Annotated in this window: 20 protein-coding genes; 10 read left to right on the forward strand and 10 right to left on the reverse strand. The window is 72.4% G+C overall.

Annotated elements, in window-relative coordinates; translation table 11 throughout:
- Positions 1-35 precede the first annotated feature (35 nt).
- From AC3ET4_RS07375 to AC3ET4_RS07400, 6 genes are all read left to right on the forward strand, one after another.
- Positions 36-1082, forward strand: a complete 1047-nt coding sequence (locus tag AC3ET4_RS07375) for a hypothetical protein (RefSeq protein WP_431947182.1) — start codon at positions 36-38, stop codon at positions 1080-1082.
- A 6-nt stretch (positions 1083-1088) separates the two neighbouring features.
- A complete protein-coding gene (chvE, locus tag AC3ET4_RS07380) occupies positions 1089-2210 on the forward strand; it encodes a multiple monosaccharide ABC transporter substrate-binding protein (protein WP_431947184.1) in 1122 nt (373 codons plus the stop codon).
- Positions 2211-2276: 66 nt separating this feature from the next.
- The gene (mmsA, locus tag AC3ET4_RS07385; RefSeq protein ID WP_431947186.1) at positions 2277-3827 is read left to right on the forward strand and encodes a multiple monosaccharide ABC transporter ATP-binding protein; all 1551 of its coding nucleotides are present in this window, start codon (positions 2277-2279) and stop codon (positions 3825-3827) included.
- A gap of 1 nt (position 3828) precedes the next feature.
- The gene (gene mmsB / locus AC3ET4_RS07390; protein WP_431947188.1) at positions 3829-5088 is read left to right on the forward strand and encodes a multiple monosaccharide ABC transporter permease; all 1260 of its coding nucleotides are present in this window, start codon (positions 3829-3831) and stop codon (positions 5086-5088) included.
- A 42-nt stretch (positions 5089-5130) separates the two neighbouring features.
- Positions 5131-6312: an aldose epimerase family protein gene (locus tag AC3ET4_RS07395; protein WP_431947228.1), complete on the forward strand. Its 1182-nt coding sequence runs from the start codon at positions 5131-5133 to the stop codon at positions 6310-6312.
- Between the two features lie 205 nt (positions 6313-6517).
- Positions 6518-7363, forward strand: a complete 846-nt coding sequence (locus AC3ET4_RS07400) for a hypothetical protein (protein ID WP_431947190.1) — start codon at positions 6518-6520, stop codon at positions 7361-7363.
- A gap of 201 nt (positions 7364-7564) precedes the next feature.
- Here the strand turns inward: AC3ET4_RS07400 and AC3ET4_RS07405 are convergent, their stop codons facing one another.
- The 3 genes from AC3ET4_RS07405 to AC3ET4_RS07415 all read right to left on the reverse strand — a co-directional run bounded on the left by AC3ET4_RS07405 (position 7565) and on the right by AC3ET4_RS07415 (position 11165).
- Entirely contained in the window at positions 7565-8764 is a 1200-nt protein-coding gene (locus tag AC3ET4_RS07405; RefSeq protein WP_431947192.1) for a pyroglutamyl peptidase, read from the reverse strand.
- Positions 8765-8967: 203 nt separating this feature from the next.
- Entirely contained in the window at positions 8968-9738 is a 771-nt protein-coding gene (locus tag AC3ET4_RS07410) for a class I SAM-dependent methyltransferase (protein ID WP_431947194.1), read from the reverse strand.
- 200 nt (positions 9739-9938) lie between these two features.
- Positions 9939-11165: an RNA-guided endonuclease InsQ/TnpB family protein gene (locus AC3ET4_RS07415; RefSeq protein ID WP_431947196.1), complete on the reverse strand. Its 1227-nt coding sequence runs from the start codon at positions 11163-11165 to the stop codon at positions 9939-9941.
- 28 nt (positions 11166-11193) lie between these two features.
- Here AC3ET4_RS07415 and AC3ET4_RS07420 point away from each other — a divergent pair, with 28 nt between their 5' ends.
- Positions 11194-11355: an Arc family DNA-binding protein gene (locus AC3ET4_RS07420; protein WP_431947198.1), complete on the forward strand. Its 162-nt coding sequence runs from the start codon at positions 11194-11196 to the stop codon at positions 11353-11355.
- 222 nt (positions 11356-11577) lie between these two features.
- Here AC3ET4_RS07420 and AC3ET4_RS07425 read toward each other — a convergent pair whose 3' ends face one another.
- The 6 genes from AC3ET4_RS07425 to AC3ET4_RS07450 form a co-directional block, all read right to left on the reverse strand.
- Positions 11578-12405 carry an EI24 domain-containing protein gene (locus AC3ET4_RS07425; RefSeq protein WP_431947200.1) on the reverse strand — a complete coding sequence of 276 codons (828 nt, stop codon included), beginning with the start codon at positions 12403-12405 and terminating at the stop codon, positions 11578-11580.
- A 35-nt stretch (positions 12406-12440) separates the two neighbouring features.
- The gene (locus tag AC3ET4_RS07430; RefSeq protein ID WP_431947202.1) at positions 12441-12989 is read right to left on the reverse strand and encodes a hypothetical protein; all 549 of its coding nucleotides are present in this window, start codon (positions 12987-12989) and stop codon (positions 12441-12443) included.
- Between the two features lie 580 nt (positions 12990-13569).
- Positions 13570-14577 carry an NADP-dependent oxidoreductase gene (locus AC3ET4_RS07435; RefSeq protein ID WP_431947204.1) on the reverse strand — a complete coding sequence of 336 codons (1008 nt, stop codon included), beginning with the start codon at positions 14575-14577 and terminating at the stop codon, positions 13570-13572.
- Between the two features lie 200 nt (positions 14578-14777).
- Positions 14778-15506 (reverse strand): SCO2400 family protein, encoded by a 729-nt coding sequence (locus tag AC3ET4_RS07440; protein ID WP_431947206.1) that lies wholly within the window; start codon positions 15504-15506, stop codon positions 14778-14780.
- Between the two features lie 105 nt (positions 15507-15611).
- The gene (locus AC3ET4_RS07445; RefSeq protein ID WP_431947208.1) at positions 15612-16508 is read right to left on the reverse strand and encodes an SMP-30/gluconolactonase/LRE family protein; all 897 of its coding nucleotides are present in this window, start codon (positions 16506-16508) and stop codon (positions 15612-15614) included.
- The gene (locus AC3ET4_RS07450; protein WP_431947210.1) at positions 16505-17281 is read right to left on the reverse strand and encodes an IclR family transcriptional regulator; all 777 of its coding nucleotides are present in this window, start codon (positions 17279-17281) and stop codon (positions 16505-16507) included. The genes AC3ET4_RS07445 and AC3ET4_RS07450 overlap by 4 nt, the downstream gene beginning before the upstream one ends.
- Before the next feature lie 242 nt (positions 17282-17523).
- On the opposite strand from AC3ET4_RS07450, the gene AC3ET4_RS07455 reads away from it, so the two are divergent.
- Together AC3ET4_RS07455 and AC3ET4_RS07460 are read left to right on the forward strand one after the other, a co-directional pair.
- Positions 17524-19425: a glycosyltransferase family 2 protein gene (locus tag AC3ET4_RS07455; RefSeq protein ID WP_431947212.1), complete on the forward strand. Its 1902-nt coding sequence runs from the start codon at positions 17524-17526 to the stop codon at positions 19423-19425.
- A 270-nt stretch (positions 19426-19695) separates the two neighbouring features.
- A complete protein-coding gene (locus tag AC3ET4_RS07460; protein WP_431947214.1) occupies positions 19696-20061 on the forward strand; it encodes a chaplin in 366 nt (121 codons plus the stop codon).
- A gap of 60 nt (positions 20062-20121) precedes the next feature.
- On the opposite strand, the gene AC3ET4_RS07465 is transcribed toward AC3ET4_RS07460, so the two are convergent.
- Entirely contained in the window at positions 20122-21573 is a 1452-nt protein-coding gene (locus AC3ET4_RS07465) for a S8 family peptidase (protein WP_431947216.1), read from the reverse strand.
- Between the two features lie 173 nt (positions 21574-21746).
- Here AC3ET4_RS07465 and AC3ET4_RS07470 point away from each other — a divergent pair, with 173 nt between their 5' ends.
- Positions 21747-22022, forward strand: coding sequence for a chaplin (locus AC3ET4_RS07470; protein WP_431947218.1), 276 nt, complete (start codon positions 21747-21749; stop codon positions 22020-22022).
- Positions 22023-22196 lie beyond the last annotated feature (174 nt).

Genomic DNA, 22196 nt, shown 5'->3' on the forward strand with positions numbered 1-22196 from the left:
TCCGATATCCCGAACGGCGAGAACGAAGGAGCACCGTGACCGACGCACCCACCCCGAGCCCCGGCACGGCCGGCACCGCCTCAGGTCGCCGGCAGCCGGGCGAGTACGCGCTCGCCCTCCTCGGTCACGGCGCGCCGGCGGACGACCCGGCCGACGCCTCCCCGCACTCCTTCCCAGACGGCGGCACCTGGCGCACCGAGATCCCCTCCGTGGAAGGACCGGAGGTGCTGGCCGCCGTGCTGGAGGAGAGCGAGCGGCTGGACGTCCCGGTCCACCGGATCAGCCAGGGCAGCGGCATCTGGATGCTGACGGACGCGGAGATCACCGAGATGGTCGCCGCCTGTGCCGAACGCGACATCGAGCTCTGCCTGTTCACCGGTCCGCGCGGCACCTGGGACGCCGGCGCCGCCACCCGCACCGACTCCCGCGGTGGGGGCCTGCGCGCCCGCGGCCACGACCAGGTGGCCGGCTGCGTCGAGGACGCGCTGCGGGCGGCCGCCCTGGGGGTGCGCTGCCTGCTCGTCGCCGACGAGGGCGTGCTGTGGCTGCTGCACCGGCTGCGCGAGCAGGGGCTGCTGCCGGCCGACACCACCTTCAAGGTCTCGGCGCTGGTCGGCCCGGTCAACCCGGCCGCCTACGCGGTGTGGGAGCGGCTGGGCGCGGACTCCGTCAACATCCCCTCCGACCTGACCCTCCAGCAGATCACCGAGATCCGCCGGGTCAGCCGGGCTCCGATGGACTTCTACATCGAGGCCCCGGACGACCTCGGCGGCTTTGTACGGCTCTACGACGCGGCGGAGCTGATCCGCCGCGGAGCTCCGATCTACCTCAAGTTCGGGTTGAGCAAGGCACCCGGCATCTACCCGTACGGACGCCAGCTGCGGGAGGTCGCCCTGGCGACCGCCCGCGAGCGGGTCCGGCGCGGCCGCCTCGTGCTCGACCTGCTCTCCCGGCTCGGCGCGGACGGCGGGCGCTCCCCGCTGGGCGCGCGGCTGCCGGGCCCGCTCCACCGCTTCCCCCAGGACATCGCGACCGACACCGACCAGGCGGCCGACACCCGCCTGGCCGCCGAAAGGATCTGATCAGCCATGCGCATCGCCAGAGCCGCACGTCTGCGCACCGCCGCCGCGCTGGTGGCCACCCTCGCCCTCGGCGTTACCGCGACCGCCTGCGGGCAGAGTGACAACACCGGTGGCGGTGACAAGGACGGTGGGAAGGGCGGCACCGTCGGCATCGCCATGCCCACCAAGTCGTCGGAGCGCTGGATCGCCGACGGCGCCAACATGGTCAAGCAGTTCGAGGACCTGGGTTACAAGACCGACCTGCAGTACGGCGACGACAAGGTCGAGAACCAGGTCGCCCAGATCCAGAACATGATCACCAAGGGCGACAAGCTCCTGGTCATCGCGGCCATCGACGGCTCGGCCCTCAGCGACGTGCTGCAGCAGGCCCACGACGCGGGCATCAAGGTGATCTCCTACGACCGCCTCATCCTGGGCACGGCGAACGTCGACTACTACGCGACCTTCGACAACTTCAAGGTCGGCCAGCTCCAGGGCGGTTACATCGTCGACAAGCTCGGCCTGAAGGACGGCAGCAAGAAGGGCCCCTTCAACATCGAGCTCTTCGCCGGCTCACCGGACGACAACAACACCAGGTACTTCTTCAACGGCGCGATGGACGTGCTCAAGCCGTACATCGACAAGAAGCAGCTGGTCGTCAAGAGCGGCCAGACCGAGCTCAACCAGATCACCACCCTGCGCTGGGACGGCGCCACCGCCCAGGCCCGCATGGACGACCTGCTCAGCAAGTCGTACACCTCCGAGGACGTGGACGCGGTCCTGTCCCCGTACGACGGCATCTCCCGCGGTGTCATCTCGGCGCTGAAGAGCGTGGGCTACGGCACCGGCAACAAGCCGCTGCCGATCGTCACCGGCCAGGACGCCGAGGTCGCCTCGATCAAGTCGATCATCGCCGGCGAGCAGTCCCAGACGGTCTACAAGGACCTGCGCGAGCTGGCCAAGGTGGCCGCCCAGATGGGCGACGCGGTGCTGACCGGCGGCAAGCCGGAGATCAACGACACCAAGAGCTACGACAACCGCACCAAGGTCGTCCCGACCTACATGCTGCCGCCGGTGAGCGTCGACAAGTCCAACTACAAGCAGGCCCTCATCGACTCCGGCTACATCAAGGAGTCCGAGCTCAAGTAACTCCGCGGCCGGGGCACGTGCCCCGGCCGTCCACGTCCCCCGACCCGAGGAGAACGGAAAGCAGGAATGGCCGGACCCGTCCTCGAAATGCGCTCCATCACCAAGACCTTCCCAGGGGTCAAGGCGCTCTCCGACGTCACCCTGACTGTCGCCGAGGGCGAGGTCCACGCCATCTGCGGTGAGAACGGTGCGGGCAAGTCGACCCTGATGAAGGTGCTCAGCGGGGTCTATCCACACGGCAGTTACGAAGGGGAGATCCTCTTCCGCGGGGAGACCTGCGAGTTCCGCGACATCCGCGCGAGCGAGCAGCGCGGCATCGTGATCATCCATCAGGAACTCGCCCTGGTGCCCTACCTGTCCATCGCCGAGAACATCTTCCTCGGCAACGAGCACTCCAGCCGGGGTGTCATCAGCTGGAACGAGACGATGCGGCACGCGGGGCGGCTGCTGAAGCGGGTCGGTCTCGCCGACCCGCCGTCCACCCGCGTGGCGGACATCGGCGTCGGCAAGCAGCAGCTCGTCGAGATCGCCAAGGCGCTGTCCAAGGAGGTCAAGCTCCTCATCCTGGACGAGCCGACCGCCGCCCTGAACGACGAGGACAGCCGCAAGCTGCTGGACCTCATCCTGGAGTTCAAGGAGCAGGGCATCTCCTGCATCATCATCTCGCACAAGCTCAACGAGATCGCCAGGGTCGCCGACTCGATCACCATCCTGCGGGACGGGCGGACCATCGAGACGCTCGACATGAAGGCCACCGACGAGGAGGGCCGCAGCACCGTCACCGAGGAGCGGATCATCCGCGGCATGGTCGGCCGCGACCTCGACCACCGCTTCCCCGAGCGGGAACCGGAGATCGGCGAGGTGGCCTTCGCCGTCGAGGACTGGACCGTCCACCACCCGATCGACCAGCAGCGCAAGGTCGTCGACGGCGTCTCCCTCAACGTCCGGCGCGGCGAGATCGTCGGCATCGCCGGGCTGATGGGGGCCGGCCGCACCGAGCTGGCCATGAGCGTCTTCGGCCGCTCCTACGGTCGCGGCATCAGCGGACGGGTCTACCTGCACGGCGAGGAGATCCGCACCCGCACCGTCCCGGAGGCGGTGGACCACGGCATCGCCTACGTCACCGAGGACCGCAAGCACTACGGGCTGAACCTCATCGACGACATCAGCCGCAACATCTCGCTGAGCGCCCTGTCCAAGGTCGCCCGGCGCGGTGTCGTCAACCAGCACGAGGAGGCCCGGGTCGCCGAGTCCTTCCGCTCGACGATGAACATCAAGGCCCCGACGGTCTTCGAGACCACGGGCAAGCTGAGCGGCGGCAACCAGCAGAAGGTCGTCCTCAGCAAGTGGATCTTCGCGGAGCCGGAGGTCCTCATCCTCGACGAACCCACCCGGGGCATCGACGTCGGGGCCAAGTACGAGATCTACACGGTCATCAACGACCTGGCGGCCCAGGGCAAGGCCGTCGTCTTCATCTCCTCCGAACTGCCGGAGCTGCTCGGCATGTGCGACCGCATCTACACGATGTCGGCGGGCCGGCTGACCGGGGAGATCCCGCGCGAGAGCGCGACGCAGGAAGTGCTGATGCGCCACATGACCATGGACCGAGGTATCTGAGATGGGCAGCCCGGTGAAGACCGACACAACTCCTCCACCGCCCGCCGGGGGCACGGCCGCGGCCGTCGGGGACGGCGGCCCGAGGGCCGGAGCCGCCGGCCTCCTGCTGCAGGCGGTACGGCGCAACATGCGCCAGTACGGCATGATCATCGCGCTGGTGCTGATAGCGGCGCTGTTCCAGATATGGTCCGGTGGCATCCTGCTCAAACCGCAGAACGTCACCAACCTCATCGGCCAGAACAGCTACATCCTCATCCTGGCCATCGGCATGATGGTGGTGATCATCGCCGGTCACATCGACCTGTCCGTCGGCTCCCTCGCCGCCTTCGTCAGCGCGGCCGCCGCGGTGATGATCATCCACCACCACGTCTCGTGGCCGCTGGCCCTGGTCGCCTGCCTGCTCATCGGCGCGGTCGCCGGCGCCTGGCAGGGCTACTTCATCGCGTACGTCGGGATCCCGTCGTTCATCGTGACCCTGGCCGGCATGCTGCTCTTCCGCGGCGGCACGCAGATCTTCCTCGAGGGCCAGTCCATCTCGCCCTTCCCGAGCGGCTTCCAGAAGATCGGCAACGGCTTCCTGCCCGAGGTCGGGCCGCACACCAACTACCACAACCTGACGCTGCTCATCGGTCTGGTGGTGATCGCCATCGCCGTCGTCCAGGAGGTCCGCGACCGCCGCCAGCAGCTCGCCTACGACCTGGACGTGCTGCCGCGCAACTTCTTCCTGCTGAAGCTGCTCGCCATCGTGGCCTGCGTCGTCGCCTTCACCCTGACCCTCGCCAGCTACCGCGGCGTGCCCATCGTGCTGCTCATCCTCGCCGGGCTGCTCATCGTCTTCGGCTTCGTGATGCGCAACGCGGTGATCGGCCGCCATGTGTACGCGCTCGGCGGCAACCAGGCGGCGGCCAAGCTCTCCGGCGTCAAGGACAAGCGGGTCGTCTTCCTGGTCTTCGTGAACATGGGCGTGCTCGCCGCGCTCGCCGGCGTGGTCTACGCGGCGCGGCTGAACGCCGGCGTCCCGCAGGCCGGCATCAACTTCGAGCTCGAGGCCATCGCGGCCGCCTTCATCGGCGGCGCCTCCGCCACCGGCGGCGTCGGCACGGTGCTGGGCGCCATCATCGGCGGCCTGGTGCTCGGGGTGCTCAACAACGGGATGTCGCTGGTCGGCATCGGCACGGACTACCAGCAGGTCATCAAGGGTCTGGTGCTCCTGGCCGCGGTCGGCTTCGACGTCTGGAACAAGCGCAAGGTCGGTTCGTAGAGCAGCTACCTATCGAAGGAGCCGCACGTGGACAGACGTACATTGATCGCAGGCGCGGCACTCGGGGCGGTCGCGCCCGCGATCGGCGGGACGAACGCCTGGGCGGCCGGAAAGGCCGCCCAGGCGCGGCAGGCCGCCGACGCCAGGCACAGGCCCGCGGGCAGGAGCAAGGTGAGCAAGGAACACTTCGGGACCCTCGAGGACGGGACCAAGGTCGACATCTGGACGGTCAGCAACGGCGGGATCACCCTCAAGGTGCTCTCGTACGGCGGCGCCGTCCAGACCTTGGAACTGCCCGACCGGCGCGGCCGCCGCGCCAACGTCTCCCTCGGATTCGACGACCTGGCCGGCTACGTGGCGAACAGCCCGTACTTCGGCGCGCTGATCGGGCGCTACGGCAACCGCATCGCGAACGGGCGGTTCACCCTGGACGGCCACACGTACCAGCTGCCCGTCAACGACGGCCCGAACAGCCTGCACGGCGGCGACCGCGGCTTCGACAAGCGGGTCTGGTCCGTCGAGAGCTTCACGGCGGGATCGGACGCCGGGCTCGTGCTGCGCCACACCAGCGCGGACGGCGAGATGGGCTACCCCGGCACCCTGAAGGTCAAGGTCGTCTACACCCTGACCGCCGACGCGCGGTGGCGGATCGACTACTCGGCCACCACCGACAAGGCGACGGTCGTCAACCTCACCAACCACACGTACTTCAACCTGCGCGGCGAGGGCGACGGCGACGTCTACGACCACGAGGTCCAGCTCGCCGCCCGGCGCTACACCCCGGTCGGCGCCACCCTGATCCCCACCGGTGAGCTGGCGCCCGTCGCGGGCACCCCGTTCGACTTCCGCTCGGCGAAGCCGATCGGCCGCGACATCCGCTCCGCGCACCAGCAGATCCTCTACGGGCAGGGCATCGACCACAACTTCGTGCTCGACAAGGGCCGCACGGCCGCGCCCGAGCACTTCGCGACGGTCACCGAGCCGGTCTCCGGCCGGGTCATGCGCATCGCCACCACCGAACCGGGTGTGCAGTTCTACACGGGCAACTTCCTGACCGGGGCCTTCGCCGGCTCCTCGGGCCGGGTCTACCGGCAGGGCGACGGCTTCTGCCTGGAGACCCAGCACTTCCCGGACTCCCCCAACCAGCCCTCGTTCCCGTCGACGGTCCTGCGGCCGGGGCAGACCTACCGCTCCACCACGGTGCACTCCTTCGACACCCACTGAGCGGCGCCACGCTCCTCACGGACGGGGGCGGCCGGGGATTCTCCCCCCGGCCGCCCCCGTCTGTCGACCCGGGGACCGGCACGGGGTGAACCCTTCGCGGCCGTACGGGGCCACCGGAATGACAGCGGCGGACAGTGCGCGCACCGGTGGGTACGCATCCCGTCGATCAAGCCCTGCGGCTTCCGCATCCGACGAGGAGTCACCCATGAGTCCTGACCGCAGGTCGCCCTCGCCGCGCACGTTCCGGCGGTACGGACGGCTGACCGGCGTGGTCGTGCCACTCGCCGTCGCCGCGGCCGCGGCGACGGCGCCCGTGCTCGCCACCACCCCCGGCAGCATGAGCAGCGCGGCTGCCACCAGGGCGGCCGTGGACGACCCCCGGCCACCGGGCACGCGAAGCGTGGCCTCCGACGACGAGGAAGAGGAAGACGGCGAGGGCGAGGGCGGGGGGAAGGAGAAGGACCGCGACGGGGGCGGCCGCGAGCGCACGGACCAGCGGGGCGGCCGGGAGACCGACCGGGGTGACAACGGCCGGAACGAGGGCGAGGACCGGGAGCAGCGCGGCGACCAGCGCGACCAGGGCCGGGACCAGCGCGGCGACCAGCGCGACCAGGGCCGGGAGCAGCGCGGCGACCAGCGCGACCAGGGCCGGGACCAGCGCGGCGACCAGCGCCAGCAGCAGCCCCGCGACGACCAGGGCGGCAACCTCGGCGGCCGCGCCGGCGACTGCGTCAGCATCGACTCCACCCTCCGCGGGGGCGACCAGGAGATCACCGTCGCGGTGTTCGACGGCCGCGTCTTCATCGGCGGCCGCACCCTCCCGCGCGGGCGCTTCGTCTGGCACTCCCTCAGCGGCAACCGCGGCTATCCGCGCGGTGTCTGCGGCGCGACGGTGACCGCCGCGGGCTCCGGTGTGTGGGTCAAGGCGATCACCCGGGACGGCCGGGTCGTCGAGACGCACTGCGCCGTCAACGAGGCCCCCGGCGGGAAGAGCTCCTGCAGCGAGTGGAGGGCCCTGGAGAGCCACTCGTTCCGGTCGCCCGCCAGGTGACCCGCGCCCGCGCCGGCCGGTGAGCGACCGGCCCGCGCGGGCGGGTGCGTCAGGAGGCCCCGGCACCGGTCACCGGCGTCCCGCCGGTACGGCGGCGGGCACGACCGCTCGGCAGGCCCGCCGAGCAGCGGCAGCAGCCCCGGGCCCGACGCGCAGACCGGCGTCTCGCGGACCGGCTTCGGCGGCGCTGGTGCGGCTCCGTCAGCCGAGCGTGCCCGCTGCCGCGACGAGGAGGGCGCGGATCTGCGCGGTGACGGCCAGCCGCTGGGCGACGACGTCGGGGTCGGTGACCTCACCGGTGGCCGGGTCGGTGTTGCCGGGACCGAAGTGGAGCACCGGGGTGTGCACATGGCCGCCCGGTGCGGGCAGCGCGAGGGTGTCCCGGAGCAGGGTGGCCCGGTAGGCGATCTCGTTGGAGAGGTAGTCGCCGCCGCCCCCGGCGCGCGCGGCGGAACCGGACGTCGGGCCGCCGTCGTGGGTGACGGGGGCGGCGGCCCCGGCGGGGACCTCGGTGACGGTGGTGCGGTCGTACACCGGGTAGGCGCCCGTGCCGGCGGCCGCCATCACCGCGTACGGGAGCGTGGACGCCGTCCACTGCGGCGGCCGGCCGAGGCCGGCGACCGGGACCGGGCCGGTGGCGGACAGGCCGGCGTTGTCGGGGTGGCCGCCGCGCCATGCGCCGTTGAAGCGCTCGAGGTCGAAGCGTCCGTCCCGGCCCTGGCTGACGGTGGCGAAGAGGTCGACGCGGCGCGGTCCGGGCCGGAAACGGGGGCGCAGCACGCCTTCGACCGCGCCGACGGTGAAGTCGTCCCAGCGCACCGGGAAGACGACCGTCTCGACACGGGCGGGGCCCGAGGCGGTGTCCAGCACGACGCCGTCCAGGGCGAGCGCCGCTGCCCCGGAGGGATTGCTGCGGCGTATGTCGGTGTCGAGCAGGAAGGGGTCGAAGCCGGTCAGCAGGACGCGCCGGACGCCCTGGGCCACCGGCGGGCGGTCGGCGTCCTGCCCCCGGGACGCGCGCTCCAGGCGGGCGGCCAGCGCCGCGCCGACGGCCTCGGGCAACCGGAACGCCGGTTCCCACCGCCGCAGTTCCCTGCCGAGGGCGAGCCGGGCCCAGTACAGCGGCCGGTCGTCGTCGTGGCTCAGGTCGCCCTCAACCGGTCCGCGCCGCTGCGCCCGGTCCACCGCGGCCCGCCACAGGGCGCGCCCATGCCGCCGTACGACCCGGGCGGCCTCGGCCGGGTCGCGGGCCTCCGCCAGCGCCCGGGCGAACCGCGGTGCCGCGGTGTGGAAACCGCTGCGCCGCAGGATCTCCTGAGGCACCGCCCCTTCCAGGCGCAGTTCCTCGGCCTCGGGCCGCGGTACGTCGGCGGGTACACCGGGGTGGAGCGGCAGCCGCATCGCGGGGGACCTCCTGGGCGGTCGGGTACGGGTCGGTCGCCCCGAGCATTCCTCACCGGGGCCCGCCTCCGCCAGGCGCCCCCGGTCACCGGGTCCTGGTCCCGTGCGCCGCACGGCCCGGAGGCTGCCCACCGCCCGGCCGCACGGGGACGGGCGCCGAGGGCACGGACTTAAGGTGCGGGGCGCACATCCGCGGGGCGGTCCTAGGCCGGCAGAGCCCTGCCCGGTTTGCGGACGAGGAAGAAGATGCTCGGCCCGAACCCCACGCGGGCCAGCGGGGACTGCAGCACGCCCTCGGCCCGCACCAGCGCCGTGTGCGGGACGACCCGCTTCAGCCGCGTGCTGCGCAGGTTGGACACCGACAACCGCCGCTCCTCGCGCAGCCCCGCGGCCTCGAGTTGCGCGGCGACCGTGCGCGGATGGTGGTTGACGAACGGGATGCTGTCGCGCTCGCGGTTCTCCGGCGAGCGGATGTCCACCGGCGACCGCGGCACCCGCCTGCGGTGCGCCGCGTAGCGCAGCCGGTTGGCGGCGTGCGCGAGGTTGGCGGTCTCGATGACGGCGGTGCCGCCCGGGCGCAGTATCCGGGCGACCTCGGTCAGGGCGTCCCGCGGGTCGGGCAGGTGGTGCATGACGCGGATCATCGTGACAAGGTCCACGCTCTCGGAGTTCAGGCCCAGGCCGCCCGCGCTCATCAGCCGCATGCTCACCCCGGCGATCCCCTTGAGGTACTGCTCCGCGTCGTCGAGCTGCTTGCGGCTGGCGTCCACCAGCGTGACCCGGTCGGCGAACTCCCGCAGCACGGGGACGAGCCTGCCGTAGCCGCCTCCGATGTCCGCGGCGTGGCCGAAGTGCCGCCCGTCGAGGAGCCGGCGCAACGCGACGACCTCCGCGTCGTGCTCGTAGCCGCGGCCCACCCAATAGGCGCGGTAGCTCTGCGGGTTGTCGTCGTACTGGTTGGTGCGCTGCGCCATGACGCCCTCCCCCTCGCGGGCTTGTCCTCCGCAGTAAGGTCACCCGGCGGGCGCGGAACGGTTCCCTCCGCTTCGCCCCCGACGGCGAACCGGTCTGTCAGCGGTGCAAGGGGCTTCCCCCGGTGGTGAGGCGCCTCCTCGGCCCGCTCGGGCCTCAGCTGTTTGACACCTCCCCTCCCTGAAGGGAGGGGATTCCTGGCTCAGGCTGCCTCCGGGAGCAGCGCCCCCGGAGGTCTTACGCCCTCGACGCCAGCCGGGTTGAGACCAGCCCGGACCAGCATCACGCGCGCGGAGTTCTTGTCCCTGGGGGATACGACTCCGCACGCGGTGCAGGTGTAGGTACGTTCCGAAAGAGGAAGTGCGTGCTTGGTTCTCGCTCCGCACGCCGCGCAGTCCATGGTGGTGTGCGCGGGATGCACGAGACGGATGTCCCGCCCGTGCTTGCGGCCCATCTCGATCAGGGCCGTCTTCGTGGCGCCGATCGCCGCGTCGGCAGCTTTACGCGCCATGGTGGTCTTCGCGAGGAACTTCGGCCGGAAGTCCTCGACCGCGATGACGTCGTGGTCGGTCACGACGCGCTTGGCCCATGTGCGGGCGATGTCCTGCCGCTGCCACGCCACCTTCTTGTGCAGCTTCACGGCCTGGGCCTGCACCTGGCGGTAGCCGTTGGACGCGGCCTGGCCGCGCGCGGGCTTACGGCGCGCCATCATCCGCTGGTAACGGGCCAGCCTCTGCGCGGCGGTCCTGCCGTGCTGCGCGTGCGGCAGGTCGTGGGCGTCGCTCGTGGTGGTGGCGGTCTCCTTGACGCCCCAGTCCACGCCGAGCACGCGGCCTGTCTCCGGGAGCGGCTGCACTGCGGTCACGACGACGAACGATGCGTACCAGTGACCGAGGCTGTCCTGGTACACGCGAACGCTCGACGGCGGGGACGGCAGGCCGCGCGACCAGACCACGGGCAGGACGATTCCGCCGGCCAGGTGCAGACGCCCGTCCTTGAGGCGGAAGCCGCGGGTGGTGTAGTTCAGCGTCGGCAGCGCTTCCCGCTTCTTCTTCGGTTTGGGCATGCCCGCGCGCTGCTTCACCGGCAGCCCGGCCCTGATGTCCTTGAGTGCCTTCGCACGGGATGTGGCGAAGTCGCGGATGGTCTGCTGCTGCGGCACCGATGCGCCTTCCCGCAGCCACGACATCGCGGTGCGGGCTTCGGTCAGCATCTTGTCGAGCTGGGCCGGGCCGCACGTCACCTTGTCGTCCGGGCGGGCGCGGTTCGCGGCGTGGACCTTGCGGGACATGGCCACGCACTCGTTCCACACCCACCGGCAGCGCGCCCACTCGGCCTCCAGGCCGGCGCGGGCGGTCGACGACACGCGGAGCCGGTAGGTGTACCGGGCATGCCCCGTACCCTCCGCGACTGTCTGCCGTGCCGTCATGACACCAGCCTACCACTACAGTTGAGGCATGAATCATGAAGAAGTACGCATCACACTCCGCCTGCCCGCAGACCTTCACGCGTGGCTCGTCGCCGTCGCCAAGCGCGACCGACGGTCCCTCAACTCCGAGATCGTGCACCGGCTGGAGGTCGGGCGCGACAACGTCCCGGCAGACGACCAATCGCCCTGACGGCGATTGCTCTTCCCCTGCCCTGCTCCGCAGGGGTCCGATTCCTCCCCGACCTGAAGACCGGGGCATCCTCGGAGGCAACCGGTGACGGATCCGCGCGGTCCGCCTCAGCCGAGGCGAAGCGGCCGGTTCTGCCGCTCGGTGTCCTGCCTCACCCTGCCGAGCCGGCCACCGCCGGCCGACCCGGTCACGTCGGCGCCGGTCGTCCGGGCGGCGAGGACGTCAGGGCTTGCGCAGGTCCAGCGGCGGCCGCACGGGCGCCTCGGGCTCCGGTCGCGGCTCCGGGTCCTCGCGCGAGCGCTCCGGGTCGTCCTGCGGCGGCATCAGGGACCGCGCCAGAAGGGTCCCTCCGGCCACCGCGCCCGGCATGAGCACGACGGAGACCAGCGGTACCAGGAAGCACAGGGTCAGCGGCACCCCGAACCCGAGCGTGAGCGCCATCCGCCCGCGCAGCACGCGCATCCGCTCCCGCAGCGGCACCTCCCGGCGCTGGAAGGCCACGCCGCTGAGTTCGAGGGCGAGGAAGTACCCGGAGACGCAGAAGCCGAACACGGGGACGACGGTCTGGCCGACGACGGGGATGAAGCCGGCGGCGAAGAGCAGGACGCTCCAGGCCGCGACCCGGACCAGCACCCGCAAACTGTCCCGGGCGGAGCGCAGCAGATCGCGCCACAGCGGGACCTCGGGCGCGTCCGGGGCGCCGCCCTCGGAGACGTCGACCCGCTCGGCGAGGGACTCGTAGAAGGGCTGGCCGACCAGGAGGGTCACCGCGGTGAAGGAGATCACCGACAGCAGCAGGCCGCCGCCGAAGACGACCGCGGTGAGCAGCCCGCGGAACAAGCCGCGCCAAGGCGAGTCCCAGGCGTCGGCGAAGGGCGTGGCCCAGGCGGCGGCGTCGTCGGCCCAGAAGGCGAGGCCGACCAGTGCCGCCGCGTAGCCGACGAAGGTGATCAGCGCGGGCAGTAGCCCGAAGCCGAACCAGCGTCCGTGCCGCAGCACCCATCGCTGGCCGTCCACGAAGAGCCGTATACCGGCGGCGAGATCTCGCATGCGCGACAGGGTATGCGAACCGCGAGCCGTACGGTTCAGACCATGACCTCGCAGTCGCGGGCGCCCGAGAGGTCCGGGTCGAACAGGCAGACGTCCGAGCCGGTGTCACCGGTGACGACTCCGGTGCCGGCGGTGTCCTCGGCCCGCAGGAAGAGCACGTCGTCGCCCGGCCCGCCGCTGACGATGCCGGAGTTGGCGTCGGCGTCGCCGATCAGGTCGACCAGGTCGCCGCCGGCGCCTCCCGCGACGCGCCCGCTGTTCCCGCCGTTGATCTCGATCATGTCGGCCCCGTCGCCGCCGTCGACGCTCCCCGCGTTGCCGCCGCGGACGGTGATGACGTCGATGCCGCCGCCCCCGGCGACCACCACCCCGGCGGGGACGCCGTACGGGCAGTCGATCTCGTCGAAACCCTGGCCGCCGGTGACGGCGCTTCCGGCGACCGGCCGGCCGTTCACCGTGCAGTCGGCGACAGCGGGTGCGGGCGGTTCGCCGGCCCGCGCGGAGCCGCTCGGGATCATGGACGACCCGGCCAGGAGGAGTGCCGCGCCTGCCAGGAACGGACGGATGCGCTTGCGTACGGTCAACGCGGCTCCTGGGGGTGGGCGCCTTGGAGAGCGGTGCGGTTGGCACGAGCGTCGTGTCCTGGCCCGCGGCCCGCAATCGGACGGGGTCCGCCCGGGGGACCGCACCGCACGGAAGCTGACTCATCGTCACCGAGCGGCCGCCGGTACCGGGTCGGCGGTGTGCGCCCGCAGAACGGGACGGCGCCCTTCCTCGCCGCGGTGGACGCCCGAAGCGGCGGTGGCGCCGGTCCGCGCGTACGGAACCGGGGCCGGCGGCGCGGGCCGGCTCGGCGGGCCCGTACCCCGGAGAGGCTGTCAGGGACCTCCCCGGGGCGTATGGGGTCAGCCCCCCGGCCACCGGCAGATGCGGCGGCCGACGGGGCTGTGCGGGACCTCGCCGTCTACGTACCCGCGACAGCGCGCCGCTTACCCTCCGAGGGGCCCGGATCTGCGCCGAGCGGCACGCCGGCGCGATACGGGCCCGCGTCGAAGGGGCCATGGGGACGGCCGGCGGCGTGCGTTCCGGCCGCGGAGCGGGCGTTCGGCCACCTGCGGCTCCGGCCCTCTCTCCGCTCCCGTTGCCGTCACCGTCCGCCCCGCCCTACTCCGGCAGACGCACCAGCATCTTCCCGATGTTGTCGCCGCGCAGGACCCCGAGGAAGGCATCCAGGTTCTTCTCGATGCCGTCGACGACGGTCTCGCGGTAGCGCAGCTTGCCCTCCCGGATCCAGCCGCCGACCTCCTCGACGAACAGCGGCTGGAGATCGTAGTGGTCGCCGACGAGGAATCCCTCGATGCGCAGCCGGTTCTGGATGAGCCGGAACAGGTTGCGGGGGCCCGGGGCGGGCTCGGTGGCGTTGTAGTGGGCGATCATCCCGCAGACGGCGACCCGGCCGCGGAGGTTGAGGGCGCCGATGGCCGCCTCGAGGTGCTCACCGCCCACGTTGTCGAAATAGACGTCGATGCCCTCGGGCGCGGCCGCCGCGAGTTGCTCGGCCACGGGGCCGTTCTTGTAGTTGAAGGTGGCGTCAAAGCCGTACTCCTCGCGCAGGAGCGCGACCTTCTCGTCCGAGCCGGCGCTGCCGATCACCCGTGCGGCGCCCTTGAGCTTGGCGATCTGGCCGACCTGGCTGCCGACCGCACCGGCCGCGCCGGAGACGAAGACCGTGTCGCCCTCCTTGAGGGCGGCGACGCGGAGCAGACCCGCGTAGGCGGTGAGACCGGTCATCCCGAGCACGCCCAGGTAGCTGCTCAGCGGGGCGAGGCCGGGGTCGACCTTGACCGCGCTCTTCGCCTTGACCAGGGCGTACTCGCGCCAGCCGAGGAAGTGCAGCACGTGGTCGCCGGGGGCGAAGTCCTCGGCACCGGAGGCGACGACCCGGCCGACCGCGCCGCCCTGCATGGGCTCGTCCAGCCCGTACGGCTCCGCGTACGACTTGGCGTCGTTCATTCTGCCGCGCATGTAGGGGTCGACCGAGACGAAGAGATTGCGCACGAGGATCTCCCCCGGCCCGGGCGCGGGGACCTCGGTCTCACGCAGTGCGAAGTCCTCCGGCTGCGGCCACCCGTGAGGACGGGCGACCAGGTGCCATTCGCGACTCTTGGGCATGCGGAACGCCTCCAAACTTTTGATTCTCAAGTCACCATGAGGCGGGAGATCCGAGTAAGTCAAACAGAGCGCTGTCGGCGTGTCCCCGCGCGCACCGGAGCGCCGGCGGAGGCGAGCGGCGGCCGCACCTGGAGCACGGCCGCGCAAAGGATGTGGAACGGAACGGCGGAGGATCCGGGGGGGGACGGGCACGGCGCCCGTCAGGTGCACCACCACAGGAAACGGTTGCACGGGGGCTTCGGCGGCGGCGTCGGGGCGACCGGCGGGGAGGCCGGCGCCGAGTGCGGCGGGGCCGCGGAGGTGGGAGAACCGCCCCCGTCGTCCTCCGGGGTGGCGCCCACGGAGGGGACGGTGGGCGTGTGGCTGACCGTGGCGGAGACCGACACCGTGGGGGACGGCGGCTTCTCGGCGCTCTCCGAGACGCTGGGCGACACGGAGGCGCTCGCACTCGCACTGGCACTCGCGGACGCCGTGGCGCCCGCGTGCTCGGGCGCCGTCGGGGCTCCGGAGGCGCCGCTGCGGGGCGAGGCGGCCGTGCCCGGGGAGGCGCCGCCGGCCGGCGAGTGCTCCGGGGCGGCCGAGTTCGCCTCCGTCACATAGCCGGCGAGCGGCAGTTCCGCCACGCTCCAGCCGACGAGCACGATCGCGGCGCCCACCAGAGTGCCGACCAGCAGCCGTGAACGGCGGCGGGCGCGGACCCGGCGGGTGCGGACCCGGCTTCCGGAGCGGCGCGGGCCCCGCTCCCCGGACTTGCGGCGCTCCGCACGGCCGCCCTCGAAGGTCCCGGTGTTCGCTCCGTCGCCGGTGGCGGGTTCCCGCCCGGGCGCGTCAGCGGGCCCCTGCTCGCTGAGCTGGTGGGCGGGCGTTCCGCACCCCGGGCAAGAGAGGGCGCCGTTGATGTGCCGTCGGCAGGCTGCGCAGTAGTCCATTGCCCGGGCAGCGTATGGGACGCAGCGATACGACGTACATATGAGAAGCCCGTTGATCCCGTGAAACCTCTGTGAAACCTGGGACATGCGGGTTCAGGGCGGCGATCAGCCCCGAATCGACCCCGAACCACCACAGGTTCCACCGCCGAACGGCACATCGGGCATCCCCTGCCCGGCCGCCGGCACCACCAGCAGCGATCCCGACAGGGGCCGCTCCGCCAGCTCCCGGGGGTCAAGACCCGTGCTCGCGGAAGTGATGTAGAGATCCGTCAGGGACGGACCGCCGAAGGCGCACGCCGTGGGCCGCCGCACCGGCACCTCCACCACCCGGTCCAGCTCGCCCCGCGGGGTGTAGCGGCGGACGGCCGCCCCGTCCCACAGGGCCACCCAGACGCAGCCCTCGGCGTCCACGGTGAGCCCGTCCGGGACTCCCGCGGACTCCTCGACGACGGCGAACGGCCGTCGCTCGCGCACGAGTCCGGTGTCGCGGTCGACGTCGAACACGTCGATGCGCCGGGTCGGGCTGTCCACGTAGTACATCAGGGAGCCGTCCGGGCTCCAGTCGGTGCCGTTGCTGACGGTCACGTCGTCCAGCACCGGCACGACCGTGCCGTCCGGCGCGATCCGGCGCAGGGTGCCGCCGCCGGGCGCCTCGTCGTAGCGCATGGTGCCGGCCCACAGGGTGCCGGCGGCGTCCACGGCGGCGTCGTTGCCCCGCCGCCCGGGGACGGGGTCGCGGTGCAGCCAGCGGAAGGCGCCGTCCGCGTCGTACAGTCCCACCCCGTCGCGCAGGTTGACCACCACGCCGCCGCCCGCGCGCGGCTTGGCGGCGCCGACGTGCTGCTCGGTCGCCATCACGGTGTCGCCTCCGCCGGCCGGGTCGTACCAGTGCACCCGGGAGGCGAGGATGTCCACCCACAGCAACCGCGCGGCGACCGGGTCCCAGGTGGGGCCCTCACCGAGCCGCGCCCCGGCCTTCAGGGCCAGTTCGACGGCGCTCACCGCGCACCGCCCCGGTAGCCGAGACGCTCGGACAGGTCGGCCGCGCCCTTGACGGCGAGTTCCTCCAGCTCCACCCGGCGCTCCTCGCTCCAGCGGATCATCGGCACCGAAATGCTGAGCGCGGCCACCACCCGCCCCGCCGAGTCGCGGACCGGGGCGGCGACGCACGAGACGTCGGGGTTGGACTCGCGCCGCTCGACGGCGACGCCCCGCTCGCGCACCGCGTCCAGTTGGCGCCGCAGTTCGCCGGCCGTGGTGATGCTGTGCTCGGTCATCGCCTTCAGCGGGCCGTCGCCCGGCAGGCGTTCGTCGAGGTCGTCCGGCGGCAGCGAGGCCAGCAGCATCTTGCCCACGGAGGTGCAGTGCGCGGGCAGCCGCCGCCCGGCGGCCGACACCATCCGCACCGCGTGGGTGCTGTCCACCTTGGCGATGTAGATGACGTCGGCGCCCTCCAGGATCGCCACATGCACCGTCTCGTCGCAGGTCTCCGCGACCGCACGGGCCACCTGCTGGCCCTCGGCGGCGAGGTCGAGCTGCTCCGCGTAGCGGCTGCCCAGCTGGTACGTGCGCACGCCGAGGCGGTAGCGGCCCGGCTGGCCGGCCTGCGGCACCAGATAGCTGCGCGCGGCGAGGGTCGTCACCAGCTCGTGCACGGTGGTGCGCGGCAGACCGAGCCTGCGGGTGATCTCGGGCGCGGACATCGTGCCGTCGCCTTCGAGGAAGAGCTCCAGGATGTCCAGGGCTCTGGTCACGGCGGGTACGAGACGTCCCATCTCTGCTCGCTCTCTCCGGCACCTGTTCGATATTTCGCATAGCGATCGGTATCGCGAACACAGCCTATCCGCGCCGGGTAAAGCGGGCAACGCTCGCACACACGCCACGCCGATTGTCGGCTTGTCGGACAAGTCTAGGGCCGTTTGCTACTTTCTCAGTGCCCATCAGGGCTTTTGTCCTGACTCGCACCTTCCGGTGATTCCTTCACCTCTCTCCTCCTCCCTCCTCCTACGGGGTCGCCGTGACGATCACGCCCAGCAGCATGCGCAAGACGCCCGCCCGGACCGGCGGGCTCGTCCCCTCACCGGCCACCGGCGACGACGGCCGGTCGGCGCCGGACACCGGCGCTCCCCGCCCCCACGACTACGCGCGCCACGGCACACTTGCCGGAGCTCTCAGCGACCCGCCGCGGCCAGGAGTCCTGTACCGGGTCAGGTACCGCTCCCTGATCTACCGCGAGGGCCACCGGGCCCGCACCCGGCTGCTGCTCGTCGCGGCTCCCCTGGCCGCGCTGGGTGTGCCGGCCTGGCTGCTGCAGCCGCGTCACTGGACGGCACTCGAGTCCGTGCCGCAGTGGGCGTACGCCGCCGACGTCGCGGTGCTGGTCTGCCTCGGGCTCGTCGGGCTCTGCCGACTGGTCGCCGCCGCCTCCCACGCCCACGCCGCCCTGGTCGCCCGCGACCCGGTCCCGGTCGCCCCGGTACCGGGCACTCGGGTGGCCCTGCTGGCCTCAGCCCCGGCCGGGGAGTCCCTGGCCGCGGTGCGGGCCACCCTGGAAGGCGCCGTGCGCGTACGGCACGACGGCCCGCTCGACGTATGGGTGCTGGACGCGGAGGGCGACCCGCAGGTCCGGGAACTCTGCGAGACGCTGGGCGTGCGGCACTTCACCCGCAAGGGCGTCGAACGCTGGAACCGGCCCGAGGGCCCCTTCCGCGCCGGCACCCGGCACGGCGACCACAACGCCTGGCTCGACGCCCACGGCGACGCCTACGAGTTCACCGCCTGCGTCGACGCCGGACAGATCCCGCTGCCCAACTACCTCGAGCGGACGCTCGGTTACTTCCGCGACCCGGACATCGCGTTCGTCGTCGGCCCGCAGGTCCACGGCGACCACGGCACGGTCGTGACCAGGGCCGCCGAGAGCCACCGCCTGCTCGTCGACGCGTCCGTCCAGCGGGCCGCCAACCGCTACGGCTCCGCCCTGTTCACCGGCACCACGAACGCCGTCCGGGTCTCGGCGCTGCGACAGGCCGGCGGGCTCTACGACTCCGCCGCCGGCGACCTGGCCACCGGGCTGGCGATCCACAGCCGCCGCAATCCCGTCACCGGCCGCACCTGGCGCTCGGTGCACACCCCGGACGTGGTGGCCGTCGGCGGCGGACCGTCCTCCTGGGCCGACTTCTTCGCCCTGCAGCGGAGCCGGAGCCGCGGCGCCTGCGAGTCCCTCCTGCGCCAGTTCTGGAAGGCCCCGTGGAAGCTGCGCCCCGGCAGCCTGCTCACCTACACGCTGGCTGCCACCCGCTACCCCCTCGCGGGGCTCGGCTGGCTCGTCACCGTGCTCGCCTGCGTCCTCCTCCTGCTGGTGGGCGCCCCCGGGGCCGCCTTCGACCCCGCGGTGTGGCTGGCCCTCCACGGCACCGCCGCCGCGTTCCGGATCGCCCTCTGCCTGGGCATCCGCGGACGCAACGTCAGCCCCCACCGGCCGAGGGGCTGCTCCGGAGCCGCCGGGGCGGCGGTGTCCGCGCTGGCGGCCCCGCTCCACCTGACCGCCCTCGGCGGGGCACTGCTGCGGCGCACGCCGCGCAGGAACGCCGGGACCGGCCCGGCCCGCCCGGACCGGCTCGCCGCCTTCGGGGTCCCCCTGCTGTGGGCGGCCCTGCTCGCCGGTGCGCTGTTCGCCGCGTTCCCCCTCGGCCACGCCGACCCGGCGCCCCTCGCCTGGGCGGCGGCCATGCTGCTGACCACCCCGGCCCCGCTGCTGGCCCGGCAGTCCGGTGTGCCGCGGCGCCGGGCCGCGGTGGCCGCGTCGGCCGCGTCGGCCGCACGGGAGGTCCGGCACAGGGGCAGGGGCCGGCACCGCGCGCCCCGGCGACGCGCCACCACCCGGATCGCCGCGATGCGCCGGCACCTGGTGCGGCGCTGAAGGGCCGGGTCGCGTACGGAGCGGCCGACGCGGCGTCAGGGCGATGGAGAAGCCCGTCCACGCGACCTGACCTACCGTCACCGCGGCGCCTCCTTGCCCGTTCCCCTCGTCCTGCGGAAACCCGAACGCCAGTCCCGGAGGGCGGGGCTGACGATCGACCACGCACTGCGCCATCCGGTAGCACTATCCGGGTGATAGTGCACATTCATGGACAAATTGGGTAGTTATGAGATCAAGACCTCTGGTCCGTCCAGTCCGAAAGGAACAGAAGTGAAGCGTTTCTCCAAGGCCGTCGCCCTGACGGCCGCCACCGGTGCCCTCGTCCTCGGTTCCGCCACCACCGCCCTCGCCGAGGGCTGGGACGGCGGCGGCAAGGGCTACGGAAAGGGCCACGGCAAGGGTTACGGCCACAGCAAGGGCTACGAGAAGGGCTACGGAAGGGGCTACGGCTTCGACACCTTCGGCTTCGGCCGCGGCGGCGCCAACGCCAGCGCTCTCGCCTTCGGCTCCCCCGGCTTCCTGAGCGGCAACGTCGTCCAGGTGCCGATCAACGTTCCGATCAACGTCTGCGGCAACGGCCTGAACGGGCTCGGCCTGCTCAACCCCGTCGCGGGCAACGTCTGCATCAACGGCTGACGCGGACCGTCCCATCTCCCGGGGCCGCCGGAGGGCACTCCCTCCGGCGGCCCCGCCATGTCACAGGCCGTTGGTGTAGGCCGACAGCCGCGCGGTGCCGTAGCCGCCGTCGATGGGAACGTTGCGGACGGCGTGACCGGTGAGCCACGCGCTGAGGTCCTTGAAGGACACGTCACCGTGGGTGTCCTTGTAGAGGGCGGCGATCCCGGTGACGTGCGGAGCGGCCATCGACGTGCCGTCCATGTCGCGGAAGCTCCCGTTGAGGTACGCCGACAGGATGCCCATGCCCGGTGCATGGATGTCGACGCAGGTGCCCCAGTTGCTGAACCAGGCGCGGCGGTCCTCCTGGTCGATCGCCCCGACCGTGAAGGCCGTCCGCGAGCTCGCCGGTGACACGAAGCACGCGTTGAGGTTGTCGTTCCCGGCCGCGGCCACGGGGAACACCCCGGCGGCTGCCAGGCCCTCCACAGCCCTGTTGGCGGCCGGCGACCAGCGCCCGGCGAGCGACAGATTCGCCACGGCGGGCTTCCTCGCGTGCCCGGCCACCCAGTCGACGCCCGCGATCACCGCGGAGTTGGAGGTGCGCCCGACGCACGGGAAGACCCGTACCGACACCAGTGCCGTCTTGCGCGCGACCCCGGTGTAGTAGCCGCCGACGACCCCGGCCACATGGGTGCCGTGGCCGTTGCAGTCCCCGCCGTCCAGGCCGTCGCCGATCGCGTCGTAGCCGGGAACGGCACGACCGCCGAAGTCCGGGTGGGAGAACTCGATGCCGCTGTCGACGATGTACGAGGTGACCTTGGCGCCCGTGGCACGCACCTCGAAGCCCGTTCCCCCAAGGGCCCGGTTGTTGATCCGGGTCAGTCCCCAGGGCGTGAAACCGCCCAGGCCGCGCAGCCCTCTCGTCCGGGGCTCCGGGGCGACCGGCGCCGGGGCGACCGAGCCCAGCGCCGGCTGGTACGGCACCGTCTGATCCGGCGCCGGCGGTAGCGGGCCGGACCGTGCCGGCGTCGCCTGCCCCGGGGGTGGAACCGGCCCCGCCGGGAATGGCCCCTGTCCCGGCCCGGGTCCCTGGGCCGGGGCCGCGGGGGCGGTGGCCGTCTGCGGGAAATCGACGGGTCCGGTCGGCTCACCCGGGAGGCCACCGGGGTACGGAGGCTCCAGGTCGCTGTCGGCGGGGGCGTCCTCCCCGAGGGGGATGGAGACCACCGCGTCCTGCTCCACCTCGTCCACGCCGGGCGCGGCACGCACCCTCTGCACCTGGGCCGGGGTGAGCCGGGCGGCGAAGCCGGCGATCGCATGCCGGTAGGTGAACAACGGCTGGACACCCAACCCCTCGAGGACGGTCTGCGGCGCCGTGCCGTCGTGCAGCGTCACGATGTACTGGTCCGGGATCGCGCCCGGCGGACCGGGCCGCGGTTCCGCCGCGCTCGGCAGGGGCGTCGCCAGGGCGAGGGCGGGAAGGGCCGTCATCAAGGCGGCGGAGGCGGTCCGCCGGAAGGAAGGTCGCATCTGCGGAGCTCCTTGACCGGTAGTAGATCTGACGATCCCCCAGGTTTCTGGTTATCAGCTCAGCATCCTGGGCGCCCCGTTCCGGCGGCTGTTCGGGTGATGCTCCGCATCCGCCCCGCCTCGAGCGTCGTTGACCAGACCGCACAACCAGTGAACAAGGAAAGGAAAAGCTCGTGAAGCGTCTCTCGAAGGCCGCAGTGCTGACCGTTGCGGCCGGTGTCGCGGTGATGGGCAGTGCGGGCGGCGCCCTCGCCAGCGACGGCGGCAAGGACTTCGACCGCGGCGGCGCCTCGGCCGAGGGTGCGGCCGTCGGCTCCCCGGGTGTGCTCAGCGGCAACGTCATCCAGGTCCCGGTCAACGTCCCGATCAACCTGTGCGGCAACAGCATCAACACCCTCGCGCCCTCGCTGCTGAACTTCACCACCGGCAACGCCTGCATCAACGCCTGACGGCGGCGCCCTCGAGGGCGCCCGCCTGCCGTCCGCGTCTCGTCAGGAGCTGTGACACGCTCGAGAGGCCTCCCGCCCGCGCCACCCCACGGCGGCCGCGACCGGGAGCACGGCCCTCGCGCCCACCGCACAGGCCTTTGACGTCCACGGTGGCAGAGAATCGCGGGACGTCGA

This window comes from Actinacidiphila sp. bgisy167 (genome assembly GCF_057707665.1).